This window comes from Streptomyces regalis (assembly GCF_001509475.1).
Classification (GTDB): Bacteria; Actinomycetota; Actinomycetes; order Streptomycetales; family Streptomycetaceae; genus Streptomyces; species Streptomyces regalis.
Genome location: NZ_LLZG01000391.1, coordinates 29,317 through 55,578 on the forward strand (window position 1 = coordinate 29,317; position 26,262 = coordinate 55,578).

General features: G+C 71.6%; 21 protein-coding genes and 3 pseudogenes. 17 read left to right on the forward strand and 7 right to left on the reverse strand.

Translation table 11 applies throughout. The annotated features are described in order from the left end of the window. Positions 1–9: 9 nt before the first annotated feature. Positions 10–2,196, forward strand: a complete 2,187-nt coding sequence (locus tag ADL12_RS40955; protein WP_062712992.1) for an OmpL47-type beta-barrel domain-containing protein — start codon at positions 10–12, stop codon at positions 2,194–2,196. A 58-nt stretch (positions 2,197–2,254) separates the two neighbouring features. Here ADL12_RS40955 and ADL12_RS40960 read toward each other — a convergent pair whose 3' ends face one another. Further along, positions 2,255–2,650, reverse strand: a complete 396-nt coding sequence (locus ADL12_RS40960) for a hypothetical protein (RefSeq protein WP_062712994.1) — start codon at positions 2,648–2,650, stop codon at positions 2,255–2,257. A gap of 145 nt (positions 2,651–2,795) precedes the next feature. Continuing rightward, positions 2,796–3,839 (reverse strand): non-homologous end-joining DNA ligase, encoded by a 1,044-nt coding sequence (gene ligD / locus ADL12_RS40965; RefSeq protein WP_062712996.1) that lies wholly within the window; start codon positions 3,837–3,839, stop codon positions 2,796–2,798. A gap of 74 nt (positions 3,840–3,913) precedes the next feature. Here ligD and ADL12_RS40970 point away from each other — a divergent pair, with 74 nt between their 5' ends. Then, positions 3,914–4,984, forward strand: coding sequence for an ATP-dependent DNA ligase (locus ADL12_RS40970; RefSeq protein WP_062712998.1), 1,071 nt, complete (start codon positions 3,914–3,916; stop codon positions 4,982–4,984). A gap of 20 nt (positions 4,985–5,004) precedes the next feature. Here ADL12_RS40970 and ADL12_RS40975 read toward each other — a convergent pair whose 3' ends face one another. Next, positions 5,005–6,195 carry a zinc-dependent alcohol dehydrogenase gene (locus ADL12_RS40975; protein ID WP_062713000.1) on the reverse strand — a complete coding sequence of 397 codons (1,191 nt, stop codon included), beginning with the start codon at positions 6,193–6,195 and terminating at the stop codon, positions 5,005–5,007. 309 nt (positions 6,196–6,504) lie between these two features. On the opposite strand from ADL12_RS40975, the gene ADL12_RS40980 reads away from it, so the two are divergent. Further along, positions 6,505–7,452 (forward strand): DUF3048 domain-containing protein, encoded by a 948-nt coding sequence (locus ADL12_RS40980; protein ID WP_062713002.1) that lies wholly within the window; start codon positions 6,505–6,507, stop codon positions 7,450–7,452. A 76-nt stretch (positions 7,453–7,528) separates the two neighbouring features. On the opposite strand, the gene ADL12_RS40985 is transcribed toward ADL12_RS40980, so the two are convergent. Beyond that, complete coding sequence (locus tag ADL12_RS40985) at positions 7,529–7,993, reverse strand: MarR family winged helix-turn-helix transcriptional regulator (protein WP_062713003.1); 465 nt, start codon at positions 7,991–7,993, stop codon at positions 7,529–7,531. 192 nt (positions 7,994–8,185) lie between these two features. Between ADL12_RS40985 and ADL12_RS40990 the strand changes: the two genes are divergently transcribed. The 8 genes from ADL12_RS40990 (at position 8,186) to ADL12_RS41025 (ending at position 15,490) form a co-directional block, all read left to right on the forward strand. Beyond that, positions 8,186–8,965, forward strand: coding sequence for a CoA transferase subunit A (locus tag ADL12_RS40990; RefSeq protein ID WP_062713005.1), 780 nt, complete (start codon positions 8,186–8,188; stop codon positions 8,963–8,965). Positions 8,966–8,967: 2 nt separating this feature from the next. Continuing rightward, positions 8,968–9,612 carry a CoA transferase subunit B gene (locus tag ADL12_RS40995; RefSeq protein ID WP_062713007.1) on the forward strand — a complete coding sequence of 215 codons (645 nt, stop codon included), beginning with the start codon at positions 8,968–8,970 and terminating at the stop codon, positions 9,610–9,612. Continuing rightward, positions 9,609–10,811 carry a thiolase family protein gene (locus tag ADL12_RS41000; RefSeq protein WP_062713009.1) on the forward strand — a complete coding sequence of 401 codons (1,203 nt, stop codon included), beginning with the start codon at positions 9,609–9,611 and terminating at the stop codon, positions 10,809–10,811. Before ADL12_RS40995 ends, ADL12_RS41000 begins: the two co-directional genes overlap by 4 nt. A gap of 28 nt (positions 10,812–10,839) precedes the next feature. Next, complete coding sequence (gene pcaH / locus ADL12_RS41005; protein WP_062713011.1) at positions 10,840–11,613, forward strand: protocatechuate 3,4-dioxygenase subunit beta; 774 nt, start codon at positions 10,840–10,842, stop codon at positions 11,611–11,613. A gap of 6 nt (positions 11,614–11,619) precedes the next feature. Further along, positions 11,620–12,225, forward strand: a complete 606-nt coding sequence (gene pcaG / locus ADL12_RS41010; protein WP_062713014.1) for a protocatechuate 3,4-dioxygenase subunit alpha — start codon at positions 11,620–11,622, stop codon at positions 12,223–12,225. Beyond that, positions 12,222–13,520 (forward strand): 3-carboxy-cis,cis-muconate cycloisomerase, encoded by a 1,299-nt coding sequence (gene pcaB / locus ADL12_RS41015; protein WP_062713016.1) that lies wholly within the window; start codon positions 12,222–12,224, stop codon positions 13,518–13,520. Before pcaG ends, pcaB begins: the two co-directional genes overlap by 4 nt. Beyond that, positions 13,517–14,635, forward strand: a complete 1,119-nt coding sequence (pcaDC, locus tag ADL12_RS41020) for a bifunctional 3-oxoadipate enol-lactonase/4-carboxymuconolactone decarboxylase PcaDC (protein ID WP_062713018.1) — start codon at positions 13,517–13,519, stop codon at positions 14,633–14,635. The genes pcaB and pcaDC overlap by 4 nt, the downstream gene beginning before the upstream one ends. Positions 14,636–14,698: 63 nt before the next feature. Then, positions 14,699–15,490, forward strand: coding sequence for an SDR family NAD(P)-dependent oxidoreductase (locus ADL12_RS41025; RefSeq protein WP_062713020.1), 792 nt, complete (start codon positions 14,699–14,701; stop codon positions 15,488–15,490). Positions 15,491–15,496: 6 nt separating this feature from the next. On the opposite strand, the gene ADL12_RS41030 is transcribed toward ADL12_RS41025, so the two are convergent. Beyond that, entirely contained in the window at positions 15,497–18,172 is a 2,676-nt protein-coding gene (locus tag ADL12_RS41030; RefSeq protein ID WP_062713022.1) for an ATP-binding protein, read from the reverse strand. Positions 18,173–18,467: 295 nt separating this feature from the next. Between ADL12_RS41030 and ADL12_RS51835 the strand changes: the two are divergent. The 4 genes and pseudogenes from ADL12_RS51835 to ADL12_RS41040 all read left to right on the forward strand — a co-directional run. Further along, a pseudogene (locus ADL12_RS51835) lies at positions 18,468–18,919 on the forward strand (MFS transporter); the annotation flags it as partial. A gap of 36 nt (positions 18,920–18,955) precedes the next feature. Beyond that, a pseudogene (locus ADL12_RS58735) lies at positions 18,956–19,590 on the forward strand (anhydro-N-acetylmuramic acid kinase); the annotation flags it as partial. 166 nt (positions 19,591–19,756) lie between these two features. Beyond that, positions 19,757–20,163 (forward strand): annotated as a pseudogene (locus ADL12_RS58740) (anhydro-N-acetylmuramic acid kinase); the annotation flags it as partial. 53 nt (positions 20,164–20,216) lie between these two features. After that, on the forward strand, positions 20,217–21,200 hold the full coding sequence (locus ADL12_RS41040; protein WP_062713024.1) for a DUF2510 domain-containing protein: 984 nt from the start codon (positions 20,217–20,219) through the stop codon (positions 21,198–21,200). A gap of 166 nt (positions 21,201–21,366) precedes the next feature. Here the strand turns inward: ADL12_RS41040 and ADL12_RS41045 are convergent, their stop codons facing one another. Beyond that, positions 21,367–21,981 carry a TetR/AcrR family transcriptional regulator gene (locus ADL12_RS41045; protein ID WP_062713026.1) on the reverse strand — a complete coding sequence of 205 codons (615 nt, stop codon included), beginning with the start codon at positions 21,979–21,981 and terminating at the stop codon, positions 21,367–21,369. A gap of 246 nt (positions 21,982–22,227) precedes the next feature. Here ADL12_RS41045 and ADL12_RS41050 point away from each other — a divergent pair, with 246 nt between their 5' ends. Then, the gene (locus tag ADL12_RS41050; RefSeq protein ID WP_062713027.1) at positions 22,228–23,073 is read left to right on the forward strand and encodes a phosphatase PAP2 family protein; all 846 of its coding nucleotides are present in this window, start codon (positions 22,228–22,230) and stop codon (positions 23,071–23,073) included. Beyond that, entirely contained in the window at positions 23,070–24,038 is a 969-nt protein-coding gene (locus tag ADL12_RS41055; protein WP_062713029.1) for a DMT family transporter, read from the forward strand. The genes ADL12_RS41050 and ADL12_RS41055 overlap by 4 nt, the downstream gene beginning before the upstream one ends. Before the next feature lie 58 nt (positions 24,039–24,096). On the opposite strand, the gene ADL12_RS41060 is transcribed toward ADL12_RS41055, so the two are convergent. Beyond that, positions 24,097–26,148: a phosphocholine-specific phospholipase C gene (locus ADL12_RS41060; RefSeq protein WP_062713031.1), complete on the reverse strand. Its 2,052-nt coding sequence runs from the start codon at positions 26,146–26,148 to the stop codon at positions 24,097–24,099. Positions 26,149–26,262: the final 114 nt, after the last annotated feature.

Consider the following 26,262-nt stretch of genomic DNA (forward strand, 5'->3'; position numbering starts at 1 on the left):
CAACGAAGAATGTGGGCGGCCCTGTTGGCCGCACTGCTCGTGGTGCTCGGACTGCAGGCGTTGCCCGCGACCGGACAGCCACAGCCACCGGCACAAGCAGCCGCCGCACAGGTCCTCACCTGGACCGCCGGTGACGACATCACCAAGTACACGACGGCACCCGCCACGGCGGTCGCCGGTCAGGCGACGATCGTCTTCGAGAACAGCACGGCGACCGGCAACACCACCGGGATGCCGCACACGTTGACGTTCGACACCTCCGACCCGGAGTTCAACAACGACGTCCAGCTGAACATCCTCGCCAACCCGAACGACGACCAGGGCGGCCGGCACACCGCCGAGGTCACGCTCACCCCCGGCCGCTACCGCTACTACTGCACGATCCCCGGCCACGGGCAGATGCAGGGCATCCTCGTGGTGACCGAGGGCAGCGGTGAGGACACGACGGCGCCCGAGGCGTCGGCCCACGTCAGCGGGGTGCAGAACGCGCAGGGTCAGTACGTCGGTTCGGCGAGCGTGGCGATCCACGCCACCGACGAGGCGGGCGGCTCCGGAGTCGACCGGGTCGAGTACGCGGTCGGCGACGCGGGCGCCTGGCAGCCGTACACCACCCCGGTCGTCGTCGATCAGGTCGGCGACCACAAGATCCGCTACCGCGCCTTCGACAAGGCGGGGAACGTCTCGGCGGAGCAGAGCGTCGCGTTCACGGTGGTGCCACCGCCTACGGACGACACGGCCCCGCCACAGACGTCGGCGACGGTCAGCGGCGAGCAGAACCCCGACGGCACGTACATCGACATGGCGACCGTCACCGTCTCCGCCTCCGACACCGGTTCCGGCGTCAACGCCATCGAGTACGCGATCGGCTCCGGCGCCTGGCAGCCGTACACCGCGCCGGTGATGGTGCACGAGGCCGGCACGCATACGGTGCGCTACCGGGCCACCGACAAGGCGGGCAACGTGGCCGCCGAGAAGAGCGTGCAGTTCACGGTCGTGGCGACGCCCGATCCGGACACGACGCCGCCGGTGACCGGCGTGACCGTCGAGGGCGCGAAGAACTCCGACGGGGCGTACATCGGCAGTGCCAAGGTGACGGTCACGGCGACCGACGAGCACGGCTCGGGCGTCGAGCGGATCGAGTACTCGCTCGACGGCGGTCCGTATCTCGCGTACGGCGCCCCGGTGGTCGTCGACCGCGCCGGCACGCACACCCTCGCCTACCGGGCGACGGACAAGGCGGGCAACACCTCCGCGGCCCGCACGGTGACCTTCACGGTGGTGTCGAGCCAGGTTCCGGCCCCCAACTGCCCCGAGTTCGACGATCGGTTGACGGTGATCGTCGGCACGGTCGACTCGGGTGTCCCGAACCGGCTCACCAACAGCCGGTGCCGGATCAACGAGTTGATCGAGGACGAGAAGGAGTGGACGTCCCACGCACTGTTCCTCAAGCACGTGACAACGGTCCTGGACAAGCTCCTGAAGGAAGGGGTCGTCGACCAGCGCGAGTACAACGCCATCCGCAAGGCCGCCCGCGAGTCGGGGATCGGCAAGCCCGGCCAGACCGAGGGCTACCGCACGATCCTCGACGGCAGCGCGGAGTCCTTCGCCAAGTGGCAGCACGTGGGCGGCGGTTCGTTCGCGCCGAACGGTGACGGGACGATCACCAGCGGGACCACCAAGCCCGGCCTTGGCATGCTGTGGTTCCCGGAGCGCAAGTACGGCGACTTCTCGCTCCGGCTCCAGTGGCGGGACGACGCTCCGGGCACGGGCAACGCCAACTCGGGCGTGTTCGTCCGCTTCCCGTGGGTCCACGACCACCCCGAGGAGCCGCGTCCCGAGTGGGTCGCCATCAAGTACGGGCATGAGGTGCAAGTACTCGACCGTCCTGACGGCGACATGTACAAGACGGGCTCGGTCTACGGCTTCGACCGCGTGGGGCTCGCCGGTGCCGGCGTCACGCAGAAGGGGACCTGGAACGACTACGAGATCCGCGTCGTCGACCAGCACTACTCGGTCTACCGCAACGGCGTGCTGATCAACGAGTTCGACAACACCGGCGGCCAGGACTTCTCCCCGCCCCGCTCGGACGATCCGGGCACGGACGGGCGACGGTTCGCCTCCGGCTACATCGGGCTCCAGGTGCACGGCACGACGGATGTGATCTCGTACCGGGACATCCGGATCAAGGAGTTGTGAGAGAGGGCCCGGCGCGGTGCGCCGGGCCCTGCGGCTCGCTGACGGACCCGGACCGCCGTCAGACAATGACGGTCCGCTCGTTGCACCTGTCGTCGGTCGACGGGGCAGTGCCGTTGCGCCGACAGATCTGGATCGTGAGCACGTCCCCGGATTCGAACCAGGAACCGTACGAGGTCACGCCGCCGTTGTTGCTGCCGTTGGTGTCCTGGCCATGGACCACGAGGGCTCCGCCCAAGGACTCGTTCCAGACGTCGGCCACGATCCGGCGGCCGTCCGCGTACGTGTCGTTCACGTACAGCCCGCCGGTCGAGGTGTTGAAGGTCGCGTAGCCGTAGGTGCTGGGGCTGGTGTAAACCGTCCAGCTGGTCGCGTGCGCCGTGCCCTGTGCCGGCAGACCGAGCGTTGCGGCCAGCCCGGAGACGAGGACGGCGGCGCGCTTGCCATGACGTGTCATGTTTCCCCCACGGATCGGTGGTCGAGTCCCGCCCTTCGCGGGCTCGGCCACCACCGTGCAAGGCCGGGTTCGGGGAAAGCTGACGGAAACCTTGAATCGCCTGGTCACCGTGCGGATGCTGGGCCACCGGTGACACCCCGGCCCGTCACGACCCGGCCGCCTCGTCCGGCGGCCCCGGGTCCGCCCGGCGGGCCCGGCTCGGCTGGACCCGCTTGGGCTCCCCCGGCATCTTCGGATACTCGGGCGGGTACGGCAGGTCGCCGAGGCCGTGGTCGCGTTCGTCCTTGTTGGCCAGCTCCAGCAGGGCGTCCAGCGAGTAGCGGTGGTCGTCCATGTCGGCGTGCACGTCGCCGAGTTCGGCGAAGCGCGCCGGCATGGTCGCGATGTCGAAGTCGTGCGGGTGCGCCTCGCCGACCTCCTCCCAGCGCAGGGGAGCTGAGACCGGGGCGTGCGGGCGTGGGCGTACGGAATAGGCGGAGGCGATCGTGCGGTCGCGGGCCGTCTGGTTGTAGTCGATGAAGATGCGTTCGCCCCGCTCCTCCTTCCACCACTTGATCGTCACCTGCTCGGGCATCCGGCGTTCCATCTCGCGGCCGACCGCGATGGCGGCGCGCCGGACCTGGGTGAACGTCCAGCGCGGCTCGATGGGCACGAAGACATGCAGGCCGCGCCCGCCGGACGTCTTGGGCCAACCGCGCAGGCCGCCGAACTCGTCCAGGACGGCGCGCAGTTCGTGGGCGGCGCGGACGGCGTCGTCGAAGTCGGTGCCGGGCTGCGGGTCGAGGTCGATGCGGAGTTCGTCGGGGCGGTCGACGTCGTCGCGGCGGACCGGCCAGGGGTGGAAGGTGAGCGTGCCGTACTGGGCGGCCCACAGGACGGCGGCCTCCTCGGTGGGGCACATCTCGTCGGCGCTGCGGCCGCTGGGGAAGGTGATGTGGGCGGTGGGGATCCAGTCGGGCATGTTCTTGGGCGCCCGCTTCTGGAAGAACCACTCGCCGGTCACGCCGTCCGGGTAGCGCTCCAGGGTGGTGGGGCGGTTGCGCAGGGCGCGCAGGATGCCGGGTCCGACGGCGACGTAGTAGCGGGCGAGGTCCAGCTTGGTGAAGCCGCGCTCGGGGAAGAAGATCTTGCCCGGGTTGGACAGGCGAACGGTCCGGCCGCCCGCTTGAAGTTCCACCGCTTCGCCCATGCGAGCCACGGTAGGCCGACCGGGCACACCTCGCACACCGGGCGGCACCGCCCGTGTGCGCGCAGAATCGGAGCATGGACCTTCCGGTGATGCCGCCCGTGAAGCCGATGCTCGCCAAGTCGGTGGCGAAGATCCCGCCGGGCATGCAGTACGAGGCGAAGTGGGACGGGTTCCGGGCGATCGTGTTCCGTGACGGGGACGAGGTCGAGCTGGGGAGTCGTACCGGCAAGCCGTTGACCAGGTATTTTCCCGAACTGGCTGCGGGGCTGAAGGAGCGGCTGCCCGAGCGGTGCGTGCTGGACGGGGAGATCGTCATCGCGCGGGAGGGGCGGCTGGACTTCGACGCGCTGACCGAGCGCATCCACCCGGCCGACTCCCGGGTGCGGATGCTGGCCGAGAAGACGCCGGCGTCGTTCGTGGCCTTCGACCTGCTGGCGCTGGCGGACGAGTCGCTGCTGGAGACCCCGCTGGCGGACCGGCGGGCGCTGCTCACCATGGCACTGTCCGGGGTGACGGCGCCGGTCCACGTGGCGCCGGCGACGACCGACCTCGCGACGGCCCAGGGGTGGTTCGAGCAGTACGAGGGGGCCGGACTGGACGGTGTCATCGCCAAGCCGCTCACCCTGCGCTATCTCCAGGACGAGCGCGCCATGTTCAAGATCAAGCACGAGCGGACGGCGGACGTCGTCGTCGCGGGCTACCGCCTCCACAAGAGCGGACCGGTGGTGGGGTCCCTGCTGCTCGGTCTCTACGACGACCGGTGCGCCCTGCAGCACGTGGGCGTGTCGGCCGCGTTCTCCATGAAGCGGCGCGCCGAACTGGTCGAGGAACTGGAGCCGCTGCGCATGGCGGACGTCACGGGGCACCCCTGGGCGGCCTGGTCCGACGAGGCGGCCCACGAGTCGGCCCGGCTGCCGGGCGCGCCGAGCCGCTGGTCGGGCAAGAAGGACCTGTCCTGGGTGCCACTCCGGCCGGAGCGGGTCGCCGAGGTGGCGTACGACCACATGGAGAACGGCGTGCGTTTCCGGCACACGGCCCGCTTCCGCCGCTGGCGCCCGGACCGCACCCCCGAGAGCTGCACCTACTCGCAGTTGGAGGAGCCGGTGCGCTACGACCTCGCGGAGATCTTCGCTCCGCAGGCCTGATGGGCGGGCTGGAACAGGAGTCAGGGCTGCATCAGCACCTTCACCGCGCCCTCCTGCTTGCGCTGGAACATCTCGTACGCGTGCGGGGCGTCGCTCAGCGGCACGCGGTGCGTGGCGAAGTCGTCGACGCCCAGGGGGTCCTCGTCCGTCAGGTACGGCAGGATGTCGTCGCTCCAGCGGCGTACGTTGGCCTGCCCCATGCGGAGCTGGATCTGCTTGTCGAACAGGGTGAGCAGAGGTATCGGGTCAGCGGTGCCGCCGTACACGCCGGACAGGGAGATCGTGCCGCCGCGCCGCACCAGGTCGATGGCGGTGTGGAGGGCGGCGAGCCGGTCGATGCTGAAACGTTCGGCGAGCGGGCCGCTCAGCTTGCGGGGCAGCATCGCCGAGGCCTGCTGGGCCAGCCGGGCGGCCGCGCTGCCGTGGGCCTCGGTACCGACCGCGTCGATCACGGCGTCGGGGCCGCGGCCGTCGGTCTCGTCGCGGATGGCCGCCACGAGTTCCTTCTCGGTGTGGAAACTCCTCAGGTCGTACGTCTCCACGCCCCGCTCGCGTGCCCGCTGCAGCCGCTCGGGGACCAGATCCACGCCGAACACCCGCCCCGCACCGCGTACCTGGGCGACCCGGCAGGCCATGTCGCCGATGGGGCCGAGGCCGAGCACGGCGATGCTGCCGCCCTCCGGGATCTCGGCGTAGCGGACCGCCTGCCAAGCGGTGGGCAGGACGTCGGAGAGGTAGATGAACCGGTCGTCGGGCGGGCCTTCCGGGATCTTGATCGGGCCGAACTGCGCCTGCGGGACCCGCAGATACTCGGCCTGGGCGCCCGGCACCGCGCCGTACAAACGGGTGTAGCCGAACAGGGCGGCGCCCATGTGCTCGCCGGTGACCTGGGTGGTCTCGCACTGGGTAGGCAGCCCGGTCAGGCACATCCAGCAGTTGCCGCAGGCGATCTGGAAAGGCACCACGACCCGGTCCCCCGCCTGCAGGTCAGGCACCCCGGCGCCGACCTCCTCGACGATGCCGATCGGCTCGTGGCCGAGGATGTCGCCCGGCGTCATGAACGGGGTGAGCACCTCGTACAGATGCAGGTCGGAGCCGCACAGCCCGGTGGAGGTGATGCGGATGACCGCGTCGGTCGGCTCCTGGATCGTCGGGTCCGGCACGTCCTCCACGCGCACGTCCCGCTTGCCCTGCCACGTCACTGCCCTCATCGCCCGCGCTCCCTCCGTCACGTGTACGCGTCCGCTCGTGCGGTGGCCGCCGGGTACCCCGGCGCTCTCCCGCCGAACCGCTCGGACGGGCCCACGACGGGCCCCGCAGGCCGGCCGTCCGCACCCGCCCGCCGACCGGCTGTCCGCGCCAGGGCCGATCGGCGTATGGCGAGCACACAGTCGGTACCGATCGGGTATGGCCTCCTATGAACTGATAAGCACACAATTAACGACACAGACAGGGCGGGGTGACTGCGGGTGACAATAGTGGGCAGGCAACGAGGGGCGCGCACGAGACGCGCCACAACCATGGCGGGGCTGCTGGCCGCCGCACTGACGGCTTCTCTGGCGGCCGGCTGCGCGACGTCCGACGGCCTGCGCGACGACGGCCGCAGCCTGGGGCGTCCGCCGTCGCCGGGTGAGAGCGAGAGCCGCGCGAACGGCGCCTCGGTGCTCGCCGTGAAGATCGACAACGTCCGCGCCGCCCGACCCCAGACGGGCCTGAACGCCGCGGACATCGTGTACGTCGAGCAGGTCGAGGCCGGACTGAGCCGCCTGATGGCGGTGTACGCACAGAAGCTGCCGCCGGTCATCGGGCCGGTGCGCAGCGCACGCGAGAGCGACCTGGAGCTCCTGGGCCAGTTCGACCGGCCGACGCTCGCCTTCTCCGGTGCACAGGGCAAGCTCCTGCCGCTGATCGACAGGGCACCGCTGCGGGCCGAGCCGCCCGAAAAGGCGACCGGCGCGTACTTCCGCGGCAAGGTCAGGCCTTCGCCGCACAACCTCTATCTGCGACCCGGCCGGCTGATGCCCTCCGCCCCGGGCACCTCCGCCCTGACGACCGACTTCCGCTTCGGCGCGGCCCCCGAGGGCGGCAAGCCCGAGACCTCGCGGACGGTGCGCTTCCCGGCGGCCCGGTTCACCTTCACCTGGTCCGAGAGCCAGGGCCGCTGGCTGGTCGCCATGGACGGCACGTCCGCCACGACGACGGACGGGGGGCGGTTGGCGGCCGGCACGGTCGTCGTGCAGTACGTGAAGGTACGCAAGTCCGACTTCCACGACTCCGCCGGCAACTACACGCCGTACACCGAGACCGTGGGCTCCGGGCGGGCGAAGGTACTGCGCGACGGGCGCGCCTACGACGTCAACTGGAAGCGTCCGAAGGCCACGGACGGCACCAGGTTCACGACCGACGACGGCAAGCCGGTGAACTTCCAGCACGGCCAGGTGTGGGTGGTGTTTGCGAAGGCGTCCTGAGCATGGCGAGCGTCCGGACGGCGAGCTTGCGGGGAAGGCGATGAGCTCGTGGGGAAACCGTCTTCGGGGCCGCGCATCAGCCTTGTGCGACGAGGGGTTCGGCCGGGTTGCGGAGCCCTTCGGCCGCGTCCGCGACCCGCCGGATCAGGTCGAAGAACAGGGTCTGCTCCTCGGCGGAGAGCGGGGCCAGGAAGACCTGGTTCATCCGAGCCGTGCGGACGGTCAGCTTCTTGTGCGTGCGCAGCCCGTCGTCCGTCAGGCGCAGCAGGGAGCGACGGCCGTCCTGGGGGTCGCGGACCTTGTCGAGCAGCCCGCGGCGGCCGAGCCGGCTGATCACCTCAGCGATGGTGGACCGGTCGAGCCCCACCCGCTCCCCCACCGTCCGCTGGTCCAGTCCCGGCTCGGCGACGAGCGTGTTGAGGACGGCGAACTGCGGCGAGGTGATCTCCTCGGAGACCATCGTGTTCCACAGCAGGTAGTGCGCCTGCTGGAGCCGCCGGGCGAGGTGCCCGGGGTGGGTCGTGAGGTCCACCGCGGCCATGTGCGCTCCCGAGGTCGAATTCGTTGGTGTACTGACGATAGCCGCAGGCGCCCATTCCTGTCTCCATCACCCACTCCCTCCTGGCCTGCATCGATTCCTAGGTCTTGACGCGCGACCGCCCCAGTGGCAGCGTGATGGCAACCTCGCTGAAATACTCAGTGCCCTGAGTAATTGGAGAGATGGGGCTTACGGATGGACAAGGTGGTCGCCACAGCCGCTGAGGCAGTGGCCGATGTGCCCGAGGGCGCTTCGCTCGCGGTGGGCGGTTTCGGGCTGAGTGGTGTGCCGAACGTGCTCATCCAGGCCCTGTACGACCAGGGCACCGGCGGACTGTCGGTGGTCTCCAACAACTGCGGGGCGATGGACTCCGGCCTCGCGATCCTGCTCGCTGCCGGGCGGATCTCCCGCGTGACCGGCTCCTACATCGGTGCCAACAAGGAGTTCGCCCGCCAGTACCTGGCCGGTGAGCTGGAGGTGGAGATGATCCCGCAGGGCACGCTCGCCGAGCGGCTCCGGGCGGGCGGAGCAGGGATCCCCGCGTTCTTCACGCCGGCCGGCGTGGGTACACAGGTCGCCGACGGCGGGCTCCCCTGGCGCTACGACGGACAGGGCGGCATCGCGCTGGCCTCGCCGCCGAAGGAGGTGCGGGAGTTCGACGGCGTCGAGTATGTGCTGGAGCGGGGCATCCGTACCGACTTCGCGCTCGTCCGGGCGGCGAAGGGCGACCGGCACGGCAACCTGGTCTTCAACAGGTCCACCCGGAACTTCAACCCGCTGGCGGCCATGGCGGGCCGGATCACCGTCGCCGAGGTGGAGGAGCTGGTGGAGCCCGGCGAGCTCGACCCGGACGCGGTGCATCTGCCGGGGATCTTCGTGCAGCGGGTCGTCGCGCTGACCCCGGAGCAGGCGGCGGACAAGCAGATCGAACGGCGCACGGTTTCCGCGCCTGCGGCACAAGGGACGGTGGGCTAGTCATGGCGTGGACGCGGGAAGAGATGGCCGCGCGGGCCGCACGCGAGCTGGAGGACGGGCAGTACGTCAACCTCGGCATCGGGCTGCCGACCCTGATCCCGAACTACCTGCCCGAGGGCGTCGAGGTGATCCTCGAGTCCGAGAACGGCATCCTGGGCACCGGCCCCTACCCCACCGAGGATCAGGTGGATGCGGATCTGATCAACGCGGGCAAGGAGACTGTCACCGTGCTGCCGGGGGCGTCCTTCTTCGACTCGGCGCTGTCGTTCTCCATGATCCGCGGCGGCCACATCGACGTCGCCGTGCTGGGCGCGATGCAGGTCTCCGCCACCGGTGACCTGGCGAACTGGGCCATCCCCGGCAAGATGATCACCGGGATCGGCGGGGCGATGGACCTGGTCCACGGGGCCCGCACGGTCATCGTGGTGATGACCCATACCGCCAAGGACGGCAGCCCGAAGATCCTCACCGAGTGCGCGCTGCCGCTCACCGGCAAGGCGTGCGTGAACCGGGTCATCACCGACCTCGGCGTGATCGACGTGACACCGGAGGGGCTGGTGTTGACCGAGGTCGCCCCCGCAGTCGCCGTCGACGACGTCATCGCGAAGACCGACGCCAAGCTGACCGTCGCGGAGGACCTGCTGTGAACCCGGTGTACATCGTCGACGCGGTCCGCACCCCGATCGGCCGCTACAACGGCGCCCTCGCCTCCGTCCGCCCGGACGACCTCGGCGCCCACGCCATCCGCGAACTCCTCGCCCGGACCCCGGAGTTGGACCCGTCCCGCATCGAGGACGTGTACTTCGGCAACGCCAACGGCGCGGGCGAGGAGAACCGCAACGTCGGCCGCATGGCCGCCCTCCTCGCCGGGCTCCCCACGTCCGTGCCGGGCGTCACCGTCAACCGGCTGTGCGCCTCCGGCCTGGAGGCCGTCATCCAGGCGGCCCGCGCCATCGCGGTCGGGGACGCCTCCATCGCCGTGGCCGGCGGGGTCGAGTCGATGACCAGGGCGCCGTATGTACTGCCCAAGTCGGACAGGCCGTTTCCCGCCGGGCACACCGAGCTGTACTCCACCACCCTGGGCTGGCGCATGGTCAACCCGAGGATGGAACCGCAGTGGACCATCCCGCTCGGTGAGTCGGCCGAGCTCATCGCGGACAAGCACAAGATCAGCCGGGAGCAGCAGGACGAGTTCGCGCTGGCCTCGCATCGGAAGGCCGCCGAGGCCCAGCAGGCGGGCCTGTTCGACGCCGAACTCGCACCCGTGCCGATCCCGCAGCGCAAGGGCGACCCGGTCCTCTTCGCCGCCGACGAATGCGTCCGCGCGGACGCCTCCCTGCCGGCGATGGCCAAGCTCAAGCCGTCGTTCCGCAAAGAGGACGGCACCGTCACGGCGGGCAATGCGTCGCCGCTCAACGACGGCGCCGCCGCGCTGCTGCTGGTCGACGAGGAGGGCCTGAAGGCCACCGGCCGCGAACCCCTCGCCCGTATCTCCGCCACCGGCGTCAACGCCCTCGACCCGCACTACTTCGGCCTCGCCCCCGTGGAGGCCGTCAACCGGGCCCTCGCCAAGGCGGGCAAGGAATTCGGCGATCTGTCGGTGCTGGAGCTCAACGAGGCCTTCGCCGCCCAGGTCCTGGGCTGTGTCGCCGAATGGCCCGAGTTCGACCCGGCCGTCCTCAACCCGCAGGGCGGTGCCATCGCCCTCGGCCACCCACTCGGCGCCTCCGGCGCCCGCCTCGCCGGCACCGTCGCCCACCAACTGGCCCGCAGGGGCAACGGAGTCGGCGTCGCCACCCTCTGCATCGGCGTGGGCCAGGGCCTCGCCCTCGTCCTCGAACGCTAAGAACACCCAGGAACCCGCAGGGACCCCCATGACTCTCACCCAGCACGACATCGACCAGGAGATCGCGGCCGAGCACGCCGCCTACGAGAAGCGGGTCGCCGACGGAGCCCCCGTCGAGCACCAGCCGCGGCGCGACTACGCGCCGTACCGCTCCTCCGTGCTGCGCCACCCCAAGCAGCCGCCCATCGCGATCGACGTCACCAAGGACCCGGAGCTGGTGGAGCTTTCCTCCCCCGCCTTCGGTGAGCGCGACATCACCGAGATCGACAACGACCTCACCAAGCAGCACAACGGCGAGCCGATCGGTGAGCGCATCACCGTCTCCGGCCGCCTCCTCGACCGCGACGGCCGTCCGATCCGCGGCCAGCTCATCGAGATCTGGCAGGCGAACTCGGCCGGCCGCTACGCCCACCAGCGCGAGCAGCACGACGCCCCGCTGGACCCGAACTTCACGGGCGTCGGCCGCACGCTGACGGACGACAGCGGCTTCTACGAGTTCACCACCATCCAGCCGGGCCCGTACCCGTGGCGCCAGCACGTCAACGCCTGGCGGCCGGCGCACATCCACTTCTCGCTCTTCGGCACGGCGTTCACCCAGCGGCTCGTGACGCAGATGTACTTCCCCAGCGACCCGCTGTTCCCGTACGACCCGATCATCCAGTCGGTGACGGACGACGCGGCCCGCCAGCGGCTGGTCGCCACCTACGACCACAGCCTGTCCGTGCCGGAGTTCTCGATGGGCTACCACTGGGACATCGTGCTCGACGGGCCGAACGCCACCTGGATCGAAGAAGGGCGCTGACCTGCCATGACGAAGATCGACACGAGCCGTCCCGAGACCGTGCTCCCGACCCCGTCGCACACGGTGGGCCCCTTCTACGGCCACGCCCTGCCCTTCCCCGGCGGCGGCGACATCGCCCCGATCGGCCACCCCGACACGATCGCGCTGCAGGGATACGTCCACGACGGCGAGGGCAACCCGCTGCCGGACGCGTTCGTGGAGCTGTGGGGTCCCGACCCGGGCGGCAACCTGTCGCAGGTCGACGGCTCGATGCGGCGGGACCCGGCGAGCGGTGGCTTCCTGGGCCGCAACGGCGTGGAGTTCACCGGCTGGGGCCGGATCCAGACGGACGCAGGCGGCCACTGGACGGCGCGGACGCTGCGGCCCGGGGCGCGCGGGCAGAGCGCGCCGTACATCAGCGTGTGCGTCTTCGCGCGCGGGCTGCTCGTGCACCTGTTCACCCGGATCTACCTGCCGGGCGACGAGGCGGCGCTCGCGGCCGATCCGCTGCTCTCCCGGGTGGCGCCGGAGCGGCGCGGCACGCTGATCGCGCGGGAGGAGCGCGCGGACACCTACCGTTTCGACATCCGCCTTCAGGGCGAAGGCGAGACGGTCTTCCTGGAGTTCCAGTGACTCCCCCACCCGACGCGGACACCGGCCTGCTCGCCCCCGGATGGGCAGGCTCCCCCGCCGCCTCCACGACCTCTGACGGCGCCTACCTCCAGGCGCTGCTGGACGCGGAGGCCGCGCTGACCCGGGTGCAGGCCCGCCTGGGGCTCGCCCCGGAGGGGGCGGCGGACGCGGTGACCGAGGCTGCCGACGCGCGCCGGTTCGACGTGCGGTCCCTCGCCGAGCGGACACGCGGCGGCGGCAACCCCGTCATCCCCCTGGTCGCCGACCTCACCGAGGCGGTCGGCAAGGAGTACGGCCCGTACGTGCACCGCGGTGCCACCAGCCAGGACATCCTGGACACGGCGACGATGCTGGTCGCGACCCGCACGCTCGATCCGGTGCTGGCCGACCTCCAACGCACCCAGCGGGCCCTGGCCCGGCTCGCCGCCGAGCACCGCGACACCGCGATGCCCGGCCGGACGCTCACCCAACACGCCGTACCGACGACGTTCGGGCTGAAGGCGGCCGGGTGGCGGTCACTGGTCCTGGACGCGCGGGACCGAGTCACCGAAGTGCGGGACGATCTCCCCGCCCAACTCGGCGGTGCCGCCGGGACACTCGCGGCCTTCACGGCGTACGGCGCCCAAAACACGGAGATGCTCACAGCGGCCTTCGCCCGTGAACTCGGCCTCGACGCGCCGCTCCTGCCCTGGCACACCCTGCGCACGCCGATCGCCGATCTCGCCGCGTGCCTGGCCTTTACCGCCGGGGCGCTGGGCAAGATCGCGACGGATGTGCTCGTGCTCGGCCGTACCGAGATCGCCGAGGTCGCCGAGGGCAGCGGCGGCGGTTCGTCGGCCATGCCGCACAAGGCGAACCCCGTACGGTCCACGCTGATCGCGGCCGCCGCCCGGCGCGCGCCGCAGCTCGCGGCCACGCTGTACGGTTCGATGGCGGCGGAGGACGAGCGGCCGGCCGGAGCCTGGCACGCCGAGTGGGAGCCACTGCGGGACCTGCTGCGACTGGTGGGCGGGGCCGCCCGGGACGCCGCCGAACTGGCAGAGGGACTGCGGGTGAACGCGGACGCCATGCGCGAACACCTCGATCTCACCCACGGGTTGATCGTCTCCGAGCGGCTCTCCGCCGAGCTCGCCTCCGTGCTGGGCCGTGCCCGCGCCAAGGAACTGCTCACCCGGCTGGCGTCCGAGGGGCGCCCGCTCGACTCGGCACCGGAGTTGGCGGACGTCGACCTCGATCCCACCCACTACACCGGCTCCGCCGGAGCCCTCACCGACCGTGCTCTGGAGCGACGTTGACCACCAGACTCCTCAACCACCGTGCCGAAGGGCCCGCTACCGCGCCCCCGCTGCTGCTCGGACCCTCGCTCGGCACCTCGTACGCCCTGTGGGACAAGGTCGCGCCCGAGCTGTCGATCACCCATCGCGTGGTCCGCTGGGATCTGCCGGGGCACGGCGGCTCGGCGGCCGATCTCATCGAGGAGGGCGCGACGGTCGGCGACCTCGCCCGTCTGGTGCTGTCGCTCGCCGACTCGCTCGGCATCGAGCGGTTCGCGTACGCGGGCGTGTCGCTGGGTGGCGCGGTGGGGCTGCACCTGACCGTGCACCATCCGGAGCGGGTCTCCTCGCTGGCCGTGATCTGTTCGTCGGCGCACTTCAACGGTGCGAAGCCGTGGGAGGAGCGGGCCGCGCTGGTGCGGCGCGAGGGGCTGGCGGAGCTCGCGGAGAACGCGAACGCCCGCTGGTTCACGCCCGGCTTCACCGTGCCGGAGCTGGTCGCCGACCATCGGAACGCCGATCCGGGCGCGTACGCCGCGTGCTGTGACGCGCTGGCCGCGTTCGACCTGCGGGACGAGCTGCCGTCCATCACCGCGCCCACCCTGCTGATCGCCGGGCGTGACGATCCGGCGACCCCGCCTCCGCACCTGCGGGAGATCGCGGACGCCGTGCCCGGTGCCGCGCTCGTCGAGATCCCGGGGGCCTCGCACCTGGCGCCGGCGCAGTGCCCGGAGGCCGTGCTGACGGCCTTGCGGGCCCACCTGAACGGAGGCGCCGAGCGGGGCATGGAGGTGCGGCGCGAGGTGCTCGGCGACACCCACGTCGATCGGGCGCAGGCCCGGCAGACCGCGTTCACGGCGCGCTTCCAGGACTTCATCTCGCGCTACGCCTGGGGCGAGATCTGGACCGACCCGACGCTCACCCGCCGCGAACGCAGCATGATCACCCTGACGGCGCTGGTCGCGCACGGCCACTACGACGAGCTGGGCATGCACGTCCGGGCGGCCCGGCGCAACGGGCTGACGCCGGAGGAGATCGGGGCCGTACTGCTGCAGACGGCCGTGTACTGCGGGGTTCCGGCGGCGAACTCGGCGTTCGCGGCGGCCCAGCGGGTGCTCGCGGAAGAGGAAGGGTGACCCTGCCGGTCGTAGCTTCAGCAGCACCTCGCACATGCCCCACCGCGTGTTTACGGTGGAGGCATGTCCACGATTCTCATCACCGGCGCCACCTCCGGTCTCGGCCGGTACGTAGCCTTCGAGCTGGTCCGCTCGGGGCACGTCGTCCTCGCGCACGGGCGCGACCCGGGTCGTACGGAGCAGCTGGTCGAGGAGCTGCGCACCGAGGGTGACGCCGAGGGGTTCGTCGCCGATCTGGCCTCGCTGACACAGGTGCGTGAGTTGGGCGCGCATGTCGCCGACGCGCATCCCGACCTGGACGTGCTGATCAACAACGCGGGCGTGGGAGCGGGCGCGCCCGGCGCCGGGCGCGAGCTGAGCATGGACGGACACGAACTACGGCTCGCCGTCAACTACTTGGCACCGGTGACGCTGACCCGCGCCCTGCTCCCGGTGCTGCGCGCGAACACGCCCGCCCGGATCGTCAACGTGGGCTCGGCCGGCCAGGAACCCCTCGACTTCGACGACGTCGAGTTCCGACGCGGATACGACGGTTTCGCGGCGTACCGACGAGCCAAGTTCGCCCTGGCGGCCCATACCTTCGCCCTCGCCGAGGAGTTGGCGGACACCGGTGTCGCCGTGAACGTGCTCCACCCGGCGACCTTCATGGACACGGCGATGGTGCGCGAGGGCGGGGTCACCCCCTGGAGCACGGTCGCCGACGGGGCGGCGGGCGTCCTGGCCCTGGCGACCCAGGACCTGGGCACGGGCACCTACTTCGACGGCACGAGCCCGTCCCGGGCGCACGAGGGGACGTACGACCCGGAGGTGCGCAAGCGACTGGCCGCGGTCACCGCTCAGCTGCTGGCCCTCTGACCCGTCTCACACCACGCCCGACAGCAACGCCGACTCCGCCTGCGCCACCAGCCCGTCCGCACCGCACGACCGCGCCAGGGTCAGTCCGCGCTGCAGCTCCGCGGACGAGCGGGCCGCGATGCCGTACTCGACGCGGGCGGCCGCATGTTCGTACTGGCAGGGCGAAGCCTCCAGATAGGTGACCGCCTGCTCGGCCAGGCGCACCGCCCGCTGCCCGGTCTCCAACGCGGCAGCGCACCGCAGGGCCTCGCCGATGGCGGTGTCGGTGCCGAGGCGCTCGGCGTCGCGGCGGACGTCGGTGGCGAGCCGGGCGGCGCGCGCCGGGTCCACGCTCGCGAGGGCGCGGGCCAGGTCGACGGCCCAGGGGACCAGCACCGGGTTGTGGTGACCGCGGACGGCCGCCGCCTTCTCCGCCTCCTCCAGTTCGTTGATGCCCTCCTGGGTGCGGCCGACGGCGAGGAGCAGGCGGCCGCGGACCGAGCGCGGGTCCGGCAGGACGATGGTGGACGGGTACGGCGGTGCGAAGCCGTACTGCTCGGCGATCTCCCAGGCCTCGTCGACATGACCGCGGGCGAGCAGCGTGTCGACGAGGTTGCAGGTGGCGGACCAGTGCAGAGGCAGTCGGCGGCCGACGCGCTCGGCGAGCGCCAGCGACTTGCGCAGGGAGGTCTCGGCCTCGTCGAGCCGGCCGCGCCTGCGGTGTCCGAGGCCGACGTAGGCGTGGGCCAGGGAGAGGTGGCCGCCGCTCCAGCCGGCGGACTCGTAGGCGCGCAGGGCCTCGTTGTAGAGGGTCTCGGCGCGGTCGAGCCGGTCGGTGAAGGCGTAGGCGCTGGCGAGCATCATCGGCAGCTCGAGGCCCCACTCGGGGTCGGTCCAGCCGAGTCCGGGTGCGAGGCGGCCGTTGACGAGGGCGCGGTCGCACAGCTCGACGACCTCCTCGGCGTTCTCGCCGCGGGCCATGGCGTCGAAGCCGCGCAGGATGAGCAGGGCGCGCTCGGAGTTGTCGCGGCCGGTGCAGGTCTTGGCGAGGTCGGCGAGGCGCGCGGAGCGCCCCGGGGAGGTCGCCTCGCCCGCGTGGATGCCCTCCCACATGAACTGCACCGCCTGGAGCCGCAGCTTGGCGGGTCCGGCCGGGTGCCGGGCGGCCTCCGCCTCGACGGTGCGGACGGCCTCCTCCAGCTGGTCGTTGTGGAGCAGGGCCTGGGAGAGGCGGCAGACGGCGTCGACGCGTGCGCCGCCGTCCAGGCCGGGCATGGCGAGCGCGGTCTGGAGGTGGTCGACGGTGGTGGCGGGCGCGGTGAGCAGGGTGGCACAGCCCAGTTCGTACAGCACGCGCGCGTGGGCCTCGGGCAGGGGCGGCTCCAGCAGGGCGCGCTCCAGGCAGCGGCGGGCCGCGTCGGGGGCGCCGACGGCGAGGTGTTCACGGGCGGCCTCGCGCAGTTGCTCGACGAGTTCCTCGTCGCTGTCCGGGTGGACCTCGAGGAGGTGGCGGGCGGCGACCGCGGCGCCGCGTCCGTTGTCGGTGACGACGCGGGCGGCGATGCCGTGCATGGCGGTGCGCAGGGCGTCGGGGATGGAGTTGTAGACGGCGGTGGCGATCAGCGGGTGCACGAACTGCAGCTCGCCGTCGTCCGGTTGGGCACCGGCCGGGTCGGGCTCGGTGAGGATACGGGCGGTGCGCAGCAGGTCGGCGCAGTGCACGGCGTCGTCGAGGCTCATGGTGGCGAGCTCGGCCACCAGGTCGACCGAGATGCCGGTGCCGAGGATCGCGGCCGCCCAGGCGAACCGGGTGGCCTCGATGCCGAGCGTCTCCAGGCGGGCGACGAGGCCGCCGCCGCGCGCCGAGCGGTTCAGGGCACGCAGCTCGCCGGCCGCGGACTCGGTCGGCTCGAACTCGCTGTCCTGCACCTTGGCGAGGAGTTCGACGGTCTCGTACGGGTTGCCGCCGGTGACGGCCCAGACCTCTCGGCAGAACGGGGCATCGGCGTGCGTGCCCAGGGTGGCGCGGGTGAGGCCGGCGGTGGCGTCCGGGGTGAGGGCGCTCAGGTTGGCGACGGAGCAGCCCGCGGCGGCGACCGCGTCGAGGTGGCGGGCGCTGTCGCCGCCGACCTCGCCGGGGCGGCGGGCCACCATGACCAGGACGTTCTGTTCGCCGAGGCGCTCGGCGAACGCGGCGAGCCAGCGCAGGGTCTCCTGGTCGGCCCAGTGGGCGTCGTCGATCAGCAGCACCAGCGGCCAGTCGCGCCGGGCGAGTCGGCGTACGGCGGCCACCAGGCCGTCGCACACGCCCTGCGGGTCGGCCTGGCGCTCGCCCGGGTCCGCTATGCCGAGGGCGGGGCCGGCGATGTCGTACCAGTCGCCGAGGTACTCGCGCGCCTCTTCCGGCATCAGCGACAGCAGCGCGGGCTGCAGCAACTGCCGTACCACGTTGAAGGGAACGGAACTCAGGGTCTCGCTGCCGCGGGCGGACCACACCGTGCAGCCCCGGGCCTCGGCGATGCGGCGCGTCTCCGCGAGCAGCGCGGTCTTGCCGAGTCCCGCCTCGCCCCGGAGCACCAGAAGGCTGCCCGAGGAGGACTTGTCGGCGCACAGAGTGTCGAGGGCTCGCTCGACGGCGGCGAGTTCCTCGTCGCGCTCCCACAGGGAAGCCGAGGCGGCCTGTGTGGGCCGTACCTCCGTCATCCCGATACCTCCCCAAGTCGCCCGAACGACGTACAGACCTCGAGCGTAGCCGTCCGGCTGCCTAACTGGAGGCCGGTCGGGGCACCTTTGCCGTGATGGGTGACAGCGGGTGCGGGCGGGCGACGCGAAGGGCTTGCGACCTGCGCTTGTGACAGCCAGATCCGTCAACTGGCCATAAATGTCACCGGACGCTCGACCGCTGGCGCGGTGTCGTCCCTCAGGCAGGCCCTGCCACGACACTCTTTGACGGAGTGTCGACAACCTGTCACGGAACGTCAGCTTCCAGTGTTGATCCGCGGTGTCGGTGATGACCGAGTTCGCGCCACCCGGGCGGCGTGGGCTGTACGGGGGCTGCTCGGCGATGCGGGAGCGGCGGCGCTGCCGGCCACCGTGCTGACCGAGCAGCAACTGGGTGACTGGGGCTGGAGGTTGCCGTTCCTGCTGACGCTGCCGCTGGCTCTGGGCGCCCTGTGGCTGCGGCTCAGGCTCGACGAGACGCCGGCGGGTGGGCGGCGGCCGGGTACACCTTCCTCTTCGTGCTGCCCTCGTATCTGCAGTCCACGCTGGACGCGACCTTCCAGCAGGCACTGGTCGGGTGCGGCGGTGTGCGGCGCGGGTGCCGTGGTGGGGCTGATGGCAGGGCCCGGCCCCGCGATGCTCGCCGAGCTGTTCCCGACGAACGTGCGCTGCACGGGGCTGGGACTCGCCTACGCCCTGTCCAATGCGGTGTTCTCGCACTGGCCAGGTCAGCCAAGCCACTGCGGAGAAAGGCGAGTTGATCGGATGCGGGTCATCGGCCTGATGTCGGGCACGTCGTACGACGCCATCGACGCGGCGGCGGCCGAGCTGGGTCTCGTCGGCGACAGCCTCGTCCTCAAGCCACTGGGGCTGGTGAGTCAGGCGTACGACGGCGGACTGCGGGAGGTGCTCGCGACGACCTCGATGGCCGAGGTGTGCCGGCTCGACACACGGATCGGGCAGGCCTTCGCGGCGGCCGCCGTCCGTGCGGACCGTGAACTGTGCGACAGACGGGCCGAGTTGGTCGCCTCGCACGGACAGACGGTGTACCACTGGGCCGAGGACGGGCAGGTGTACGGCACGCTGCAGCTCGGGCAGCCCGCGTGGATCGCCGAGGCGACCGGGCTGCCGGTGGTCGCCGACTTCCGGCCGCGCGACATCGCCGCCGGCGGCCAGGCGCGCCTCTGGTCAGCCTGGTCGACCTGCTGTGGCTGCGCGGCCGGCCGGGCACGCCCGTCGCACTCGACCTCGGCGGCATCGCCAACCTCACCGCGCCCGACGGGACCGCCTTCGACACCGACGCGGCGGCGACGGGGTTCAGCGGTGGACGCCTTGCGTACGACGTGGACGGGGCGCCGGCCGGTCGCGGCAGCGTCCACGAGCCGTTGCTGCGACGGCTGCCACCACGTCCCGTTTCCGGTTGCAGCGCGCGGGTGCGAGGACTCAGGCGAGCTCGAGCACGGCTCGGGGCCAGCGCGGATCCTGGTGTCCCGCGGGAGTCCGGAACGCTCGCGCGGGCGCCGGCCACAACAGGCCGCGCGGGCCACCGAAAAAAGTTCGCGGCCGCTGGAGGAGCCGTACTACGCGCTGCCCGCGCCCAAGACGACCGGCAAGGAGCTGTTCCACCTCGGCCATCTGCGTGACGCGCCGGCCGGGTTCGGGACGCTGCCCGCCGAAGACGTCGTCGCCACCCTGACCATGCTCACGGCCCGTGCGGTCGCCGACGCCGTGCGCGCGGCGGGCGCGACGGAGGTGATCGCCTCCGGCGGCGGAACGCGCAACCCCGTACTCATGCGCATGCTCGGTCAGCGGCTGCCGGAGGTGGCCCTGCGCACCTCCGACGAGTTGGGGCTGCCGTCGGCCGCGAAGGAGGCATACGCCTTCGCGTGCTCGGTTCCATCACCCCCAGCCGGAACGGACTTCGACTGCCGCCGGCCGCTCGGGAACGGCCCGTTCGGCTCGTCCTCGAGTGACTCGGGGCGGATCCTCTCATCCGACTTTCACCGAGGCCTCATACGGTGGACCCATGACGCAGGTGACTCCTCCCGGCTGGTATCCCGATCCGGGCCAGAAAAGTGACGGTCCGCCCACCGAGCGCTGGTGGGACGGCAAGGCATGGACGGACCAGGTCCGGCCCGTGGGGTCGGCCGACGTATGGGGTCCTCCGGAGCAGTTGTCGGCCGCGGGGGACCATCCGACCTATCCGGTACATCCCGGTTATCCCGGCCAACCGCAGTCGGGCGGGCGGCGCGGCCTGCGCACCGGCATAGCCGTGGGAGTGGCCGCGGTGGTCCTCGCGAGCATAGGCGTCGGCGTGTACGCGCTGACCGCGGACGACGGCTCGGGCGGCGGCACCGCCAACTCCCCGCAGCAGGGCCCCGGCGGACAGGGAGGCCAGGGAGGGCCCTTCGGGGACTCCGGCGGCGGCAGCGGCGGCGGTTCCGGCGGGCAGTCCCCCTCCCCCGACGGGTCCGAGGCGCCGAGGGTGGAGAGCGGTTCGGTGACCGACCCCGTCAGCGGGATCAGCATCGCCATCCCGGACGGCTGGTACGGCCAGCAGATCAACTGGGGCGCGCATGTGGCGTCGAACGAGACGTACAAGTGCCCCTCCGACACCTCCCAGACCTGCATGAAGGGCGGCGCCTACTCGGCGCCCGCGTTCGCGCTCGGCACCAAGGGCGACACGGCCGAGGAGGTCGCCAAGGCGGACATCGCGGCGAACACCGAGGAGTCGTACGGCAAGGGGTACGGGGAGATCACCTCGCACGAGGTGCTGGCCTCCAAGGCGGTGACCGTGGCCGGGCAGAAGGGCTATCTGGTCCGCTGGAAGGCGGTCACGAGCAAGGGCGCCGACGGCTATGTCGAGTCGCTCGCCTTCCCCTCGCCCGTCAGTGAGCAGCAGATCGTCGTGGTCCGCATCGGCGTCGACGCCGGGGAGCAGTCGGTCATCGACGAGATCACCAAGGGCATCAAGGTGTCCACCGGCGGCGGCAACGGTCAGGACATCTGAGCCGCTCTTGTTCTCGGACACGTTCCCGGACATGAAACGGCCGGGTGGGGCGCCCCTCCGCTCAAGAGGAACCCCACCCGGCCGGGGGGTGCGCGCCGCCCCCGTCCCCACGGTGCGGCGCGGAACAGGTCACCATCCAGTCATCCCGTGGACGGCGGCCTGAGTCTCAGGTCAGGCCGAGCGCCGGCAACACGGCGGCCCGCACGAACCGGACGATGTACTCGGGGTCGGCGTCCTCGCCCTCCAGGACGGGACGTGCCCGCAGCACGCCGAAGATCTGCGCCGGGATGTACTCCAGCGCCGGATGGTCGGCGGCGACCTCCCCCCGCTCGACCCCGCGCCGGAGGATCTCCCGCAGGGCGTCGAGCTCGGGGTCGATGAGCGCCTCGCGCAGGGCTCGCTGGAGTTCCGGGTCCTGCATGACGGCATGGCCGAGTGCCTGGAAGAGCCGCGTGTCCTTGCCCGACCACGCTCCGGCGGCCCGGGCGGCCTCGCACAGGTCGCCGGCGAGCGTGCCGGTGTCGATGCCCTCGAAGCGGGTCCGCCGGCTGGCGCGCAGGGCGGCGGCCACGAACTGCGGCTTCGTCTTCCACTGCCGGTAGAGCGTGGACTTGCTGCAGCGCGCGCTGGCGGCGACGCCCTCCATGGTGACGGAGTCGTAACCGCACGCGCGGATCTGTTCGAGCACAGCGTCGTAGAACTCCTGCTCACGCTCGGGCGTGATCTTGGAGCGGCGCGAGGCGGCGACCGTCTCCGGTCCGTCCGCGGCCTGCGACGTCATCGACTCTTCTCCTCGCTCGTGTGCGGCGGCCCGCCATGTGAAGGGGGCCGCGCTTCCAGTGTGTCGTACGTCTATCGAAACGCCACTGTACCGGAACGCTCCCGTATCGGTACAGTGACGTATCGGTACAGAGGCGTTTCGGTACGTCGACGTATCGATGAGTTCGTCGAGTCCAGGCAGTCCACAGCTCGACGAGCTCGCCCAGCACCGCCCAGCACCACCCACCGTCAGCGAAAGGGCCGGGGGATGAATGGCCGCACCGAGCCTGCTCAGGCGGAGACCGACGCGATAGCGCGGCCTCCGCTCGTCCGGGAGCTCCTGCTCGTCGTAGGACTCTTCCTCGTCTACAAGTTCGGCCGGCAGCTCGCCACGGGCCACACCGCCGAGGCCTTCCGCAACGCGGACCGGGTGTGGGACCTGGAACGAGCCGTCCACCTGCCCGGCGAGGGCTCGGTGCAGAACCTGCTCCTGCACGGCGACACGCTCATCCACCTCGCGAACACCTACTACGCGACCGTCCACTTCCCGGCCACCGCGGCCTTCCTGATCTGGCTCTACCTGCGGCGCCCCGCACACTACGTCTGGGCCCGCCGCGTCCTCGCCGCGGTCACCGCCGCCGCCCTGGTGGTGCATCTGACGTTCCCGCTCGCCCCGCCGCGCATGCCGGCCGCGACCGGTCTGATCGACACCGGGCAGGTCTACGGGCCCTCCGTGTACGGCTCCCCCGAGACCGACCACCTGTCCAACCAGTTCGCGGCGATGCCGTCGCTGCACTTCGGCTGGGCGCTGATGGTGGCGATCGGCCTGATCGTGGCGACCCGGTCGCGGTGGCGCCTGCTGTGGCTGCTGCACCCGTTGCTGACCCTGCTCGTGATCGTGGGCACCGCCAACCACTACTGGCTCGACGCGATCGTGGCGACGGCCATGCTCGGCCTCGCGCTCGCAGTGATCCGCCCCCAGACTTCGTCCGGGGGGACCCCCATCTCGCTTCGCTCGCCGCAGCGCACAGTGACCACGGCTGGCCGCGGCGCCGAGAAGCTCGTCCCGGCAGCCCGGGACGAGGACGCCGTGGTCGTGGGAGCGGGCCGATGAACGCCACTCTTCTCGCCGTCGCCCTGTCCCTGTTCTCCGCCGTCGCCTACGCCTCCGCGGCCGTCGCCCAGGAGCGGCTGGCCTCCCGCGCCCAGGGGTCGGGAACGCTGCGGCTGCTGGGCTCCGGCGCCTGGTGGGGGTCGGTCCTGCTCAACGGCTCCGGCGCGCTGCTGCATGTGGTGGCCCTGAAGTACGGTCCGCTGACCGTGGTGCAGCCCCTCGGTGCTCTCACCCTCGTGGCCGCGGTGCCGCTGGGCGCGCGCATCGCGGGGCGGCGGGTCAGCGCGGTGGAGTGGCGCGGTACGGCGCTGACGCTCGCCGGCCTGGCCGCGATCCTCGTCACAGCGTCCGGGCACGCACCCGACGAGGTGCTGAGCACGTCCGAGGCGCTGGCGGTCGCGGCGGTGACGGTGGCGCTCATCGGCATGCTGTCCCGGCCTGGCGCCCGGCCGGGGCTGCGGCACGCGGCCGCGTCCGGCTTCGCCTCCGGGGTCGCCTCGGCGCTCACGCAGACCGTGACGGTGGCCCTGACGGACGACTCGGCCCCGCTGCTCAGCCTCCAGGTGGCCGGGGTGGCGCTGCTGATCGCGGCGCTCGCGGCGAGCGGCCTGCTGCTGTCGCAGACCGCCTACCGGGGCGGCCTGGGTGCCCCCCTCGCGGTGGTGACGCTGGCGAACCCGATGGCGGCCGCGGTGATCGGCCTCGTCCTGCTCGGCGAGCAACTGCAGGGCGGCGCGGCAGGCATCCTGCTGGCGCTGGCCGGGGCGGGGCTGGCGTCCTGGGGTGTGGTGCTGCTCACCCGGGCGACGCCCGCGCTCACGCCCGACCCGGACGTCGCGCACTCCCACGAGGCCGACGACGAGCACCCCGTGGCCGCCGTACTGGCTCTGGAGCCCGAGTCGGCGGCGCCGGAACCGGCGTTGGTGCCCCGGCAACCGCGGCCGGGGCACCTCACACCGCTCTGAGCTCCGCTCTGATCCGAGCGATCCGTTCTGATCCGAGCGATCCGTCCGTCGCGGCCGCTTACTCGGTGATGATCGCCGGGTCGCTCACACCCGGCCGCCCGTTCTCGACGTGCCCGGCGAACCGCCGCAGGAACGCCGGGTCGCCGTCGGAGGTGACGGTCAGGTCGTACCAGCGCCGGCTCACCGCGAGGTCGACGGTGCGCCGCACCGTGGCGCCGGGCCGCACGGTCACCGTCGTGGGGCGGCCGCCGTACCCGTTGGCGATCTTCAACCGAGCGGTGGCGGTGCCCTTGTTGGTGAAGGTCAGCTCGATGTCGTCGCCGGTGTGCCGGGCGGTGACCTCGGGGCCGGCCGCCTTGTTGGAGCCCTTGAAGCAGCGCACGAAGCCGGCCGGGCCGTGCACGGTCAGGTCGTACGAGCCGTTCGAGTACACCGAGTTCCAGGTGTCCGCGATGCTCTTGCCGGCCTCGGTGGTGTACGTCCAGGGGCCGTCGGTGCGATTGCCGGACGTCACGTGGAAGGCGGCACCGGCCTTGGCACCGGAGGCGAAAGCCAGCGTGAACTTGCCGGCCGCCGCGTCCACCGAACCGTCCACGTACGGGGCGTACTTGAGCGGCCGGGAGGGGCGCAGGCCGCGCTCCTGCCGCGGCATGTCCGGGTCGGCCGGCGGCGTCGGCTTGTAGTCGGGGTGACGCTCGCGGTCCTGCGGCTCGTACTCGTCGGTCTCCGGCAGCGCGGCCGGGCGGCTGTCCTTGCGGGAGAAGTCGAAGGCCGAGGTCAGGTCGCCGCAGATGGCACGGCGCCAGGGGGAGACGTTCGTCTCCTTGACGCCGAACCGGCGCTCCATGAACTGGAGGATCGAGGTGTGGTCGAGGGTCTCGGAGCAGACGTAACCGCCCTTGCTCCACGGCGAGACGACCAGCATCGGCACGCGCGGACCGAGGCCGTAGGGGCCGGCCGGGCGCTTGCTGTCGCCGGGGTAGAGGTCGAGCGAGACGTCGACCGTGGACTTGCCCTGGGAGGCGTCCTTCGGCGGGAGCGGCGGCACCATGTGGTCGAAGAAGCCGTCGTTCTCGTCGTACGTGATGAACAGGGCGGTCTTGGACCAGACCTCGGGGTTGGCGGTGAGGGCGTCCAGGACCTGGGCGATGTACCAGGCGCCGTAGTTGGAGGGCCAGTTGGAGTGCTCGGAGAAGGCCTCGGGGGCGGTGATCCAGGAGATCTGCGGCAGCTTGCCGGCCTTGACGTCGGCCTTCAGCCGGTCGAAGTAGCCGTCGCCGTTCTTGACGTCGGTGCCGGTGCGGGCCTTGTCGTACCAGGGGTCGCCGGGCCCCGCCTCGCGGTACTTGTTGAAGTACAGCAGCGAGTTGTCGCCGTAGTTGCCGCGGTAGGCGTCCTCGATCCAGCCCCAGGAGCCGGCCGCGTCCAGGCCGTCGCCGATGTCCTGGTAGATCTTCCAGGAGATGCCCGCCTGCTCCAGGCGCTCGGGGTAGGTCGTCCAGCCGTAGCCGAGCTCGTCGTTGCCGAGGACCGGGCCGCCGCCCGTGCCGTCGTTGCCGGTGTAACCCGTCCACATGTAGTAGCGGTTCGGGTCGGTGCCGCCTATGAAGGAGCAATGGTAGGCGTCGCAGACGGTGAAGGCGTCGGCGAGGGCGTAGTGGAAGGGGATGTCCTCGCGGGTCAGGTACGCCATGGTCGTGGTGCCCTTGGCGGGCAGCCACTTGTCGTACTTGCCCCCGTTGTACGCCTGCTGACCGTCCGGCCAGCTGTGCGGCAGACCCTCCAGGAACTGCATGCCGAGGTCGTCGGCGTCCGGGTGGAACGGCAGGATCTCCTTGGTGCCGTCCGACTGGTGCCAGTTCGACTTGCCGTTGTCCAGCTTCACCGGGCACGGGTCGCCGAAGCCGCGGACGCCGCGCAGCTTGCCGAAGTAGTGGTCGAAGGAACGGTTCTCCTGCATCAGGACGACGATGTGCTCGACGTCTTCGATCGACCCCGTGCGGTGGTTCGCCGGGAGCGCGGCGGCCCGCTGGATGCTGCTCGACAGAGCACTGAACGCCGTTGTCGCGCCCGCGAGTTGAAGAAATCGGCGCCGGTTGACTTCGGGCATGAGTGAGGGACCTCTTCCCATGGAGGGGGATTTGACCGGCCGGTGATGACGGAATGCGCGCGGAAGGAGTGTTCCAGGAGCACCAAACGTCAGGGAAGGGTCTGGTGGCGCTCG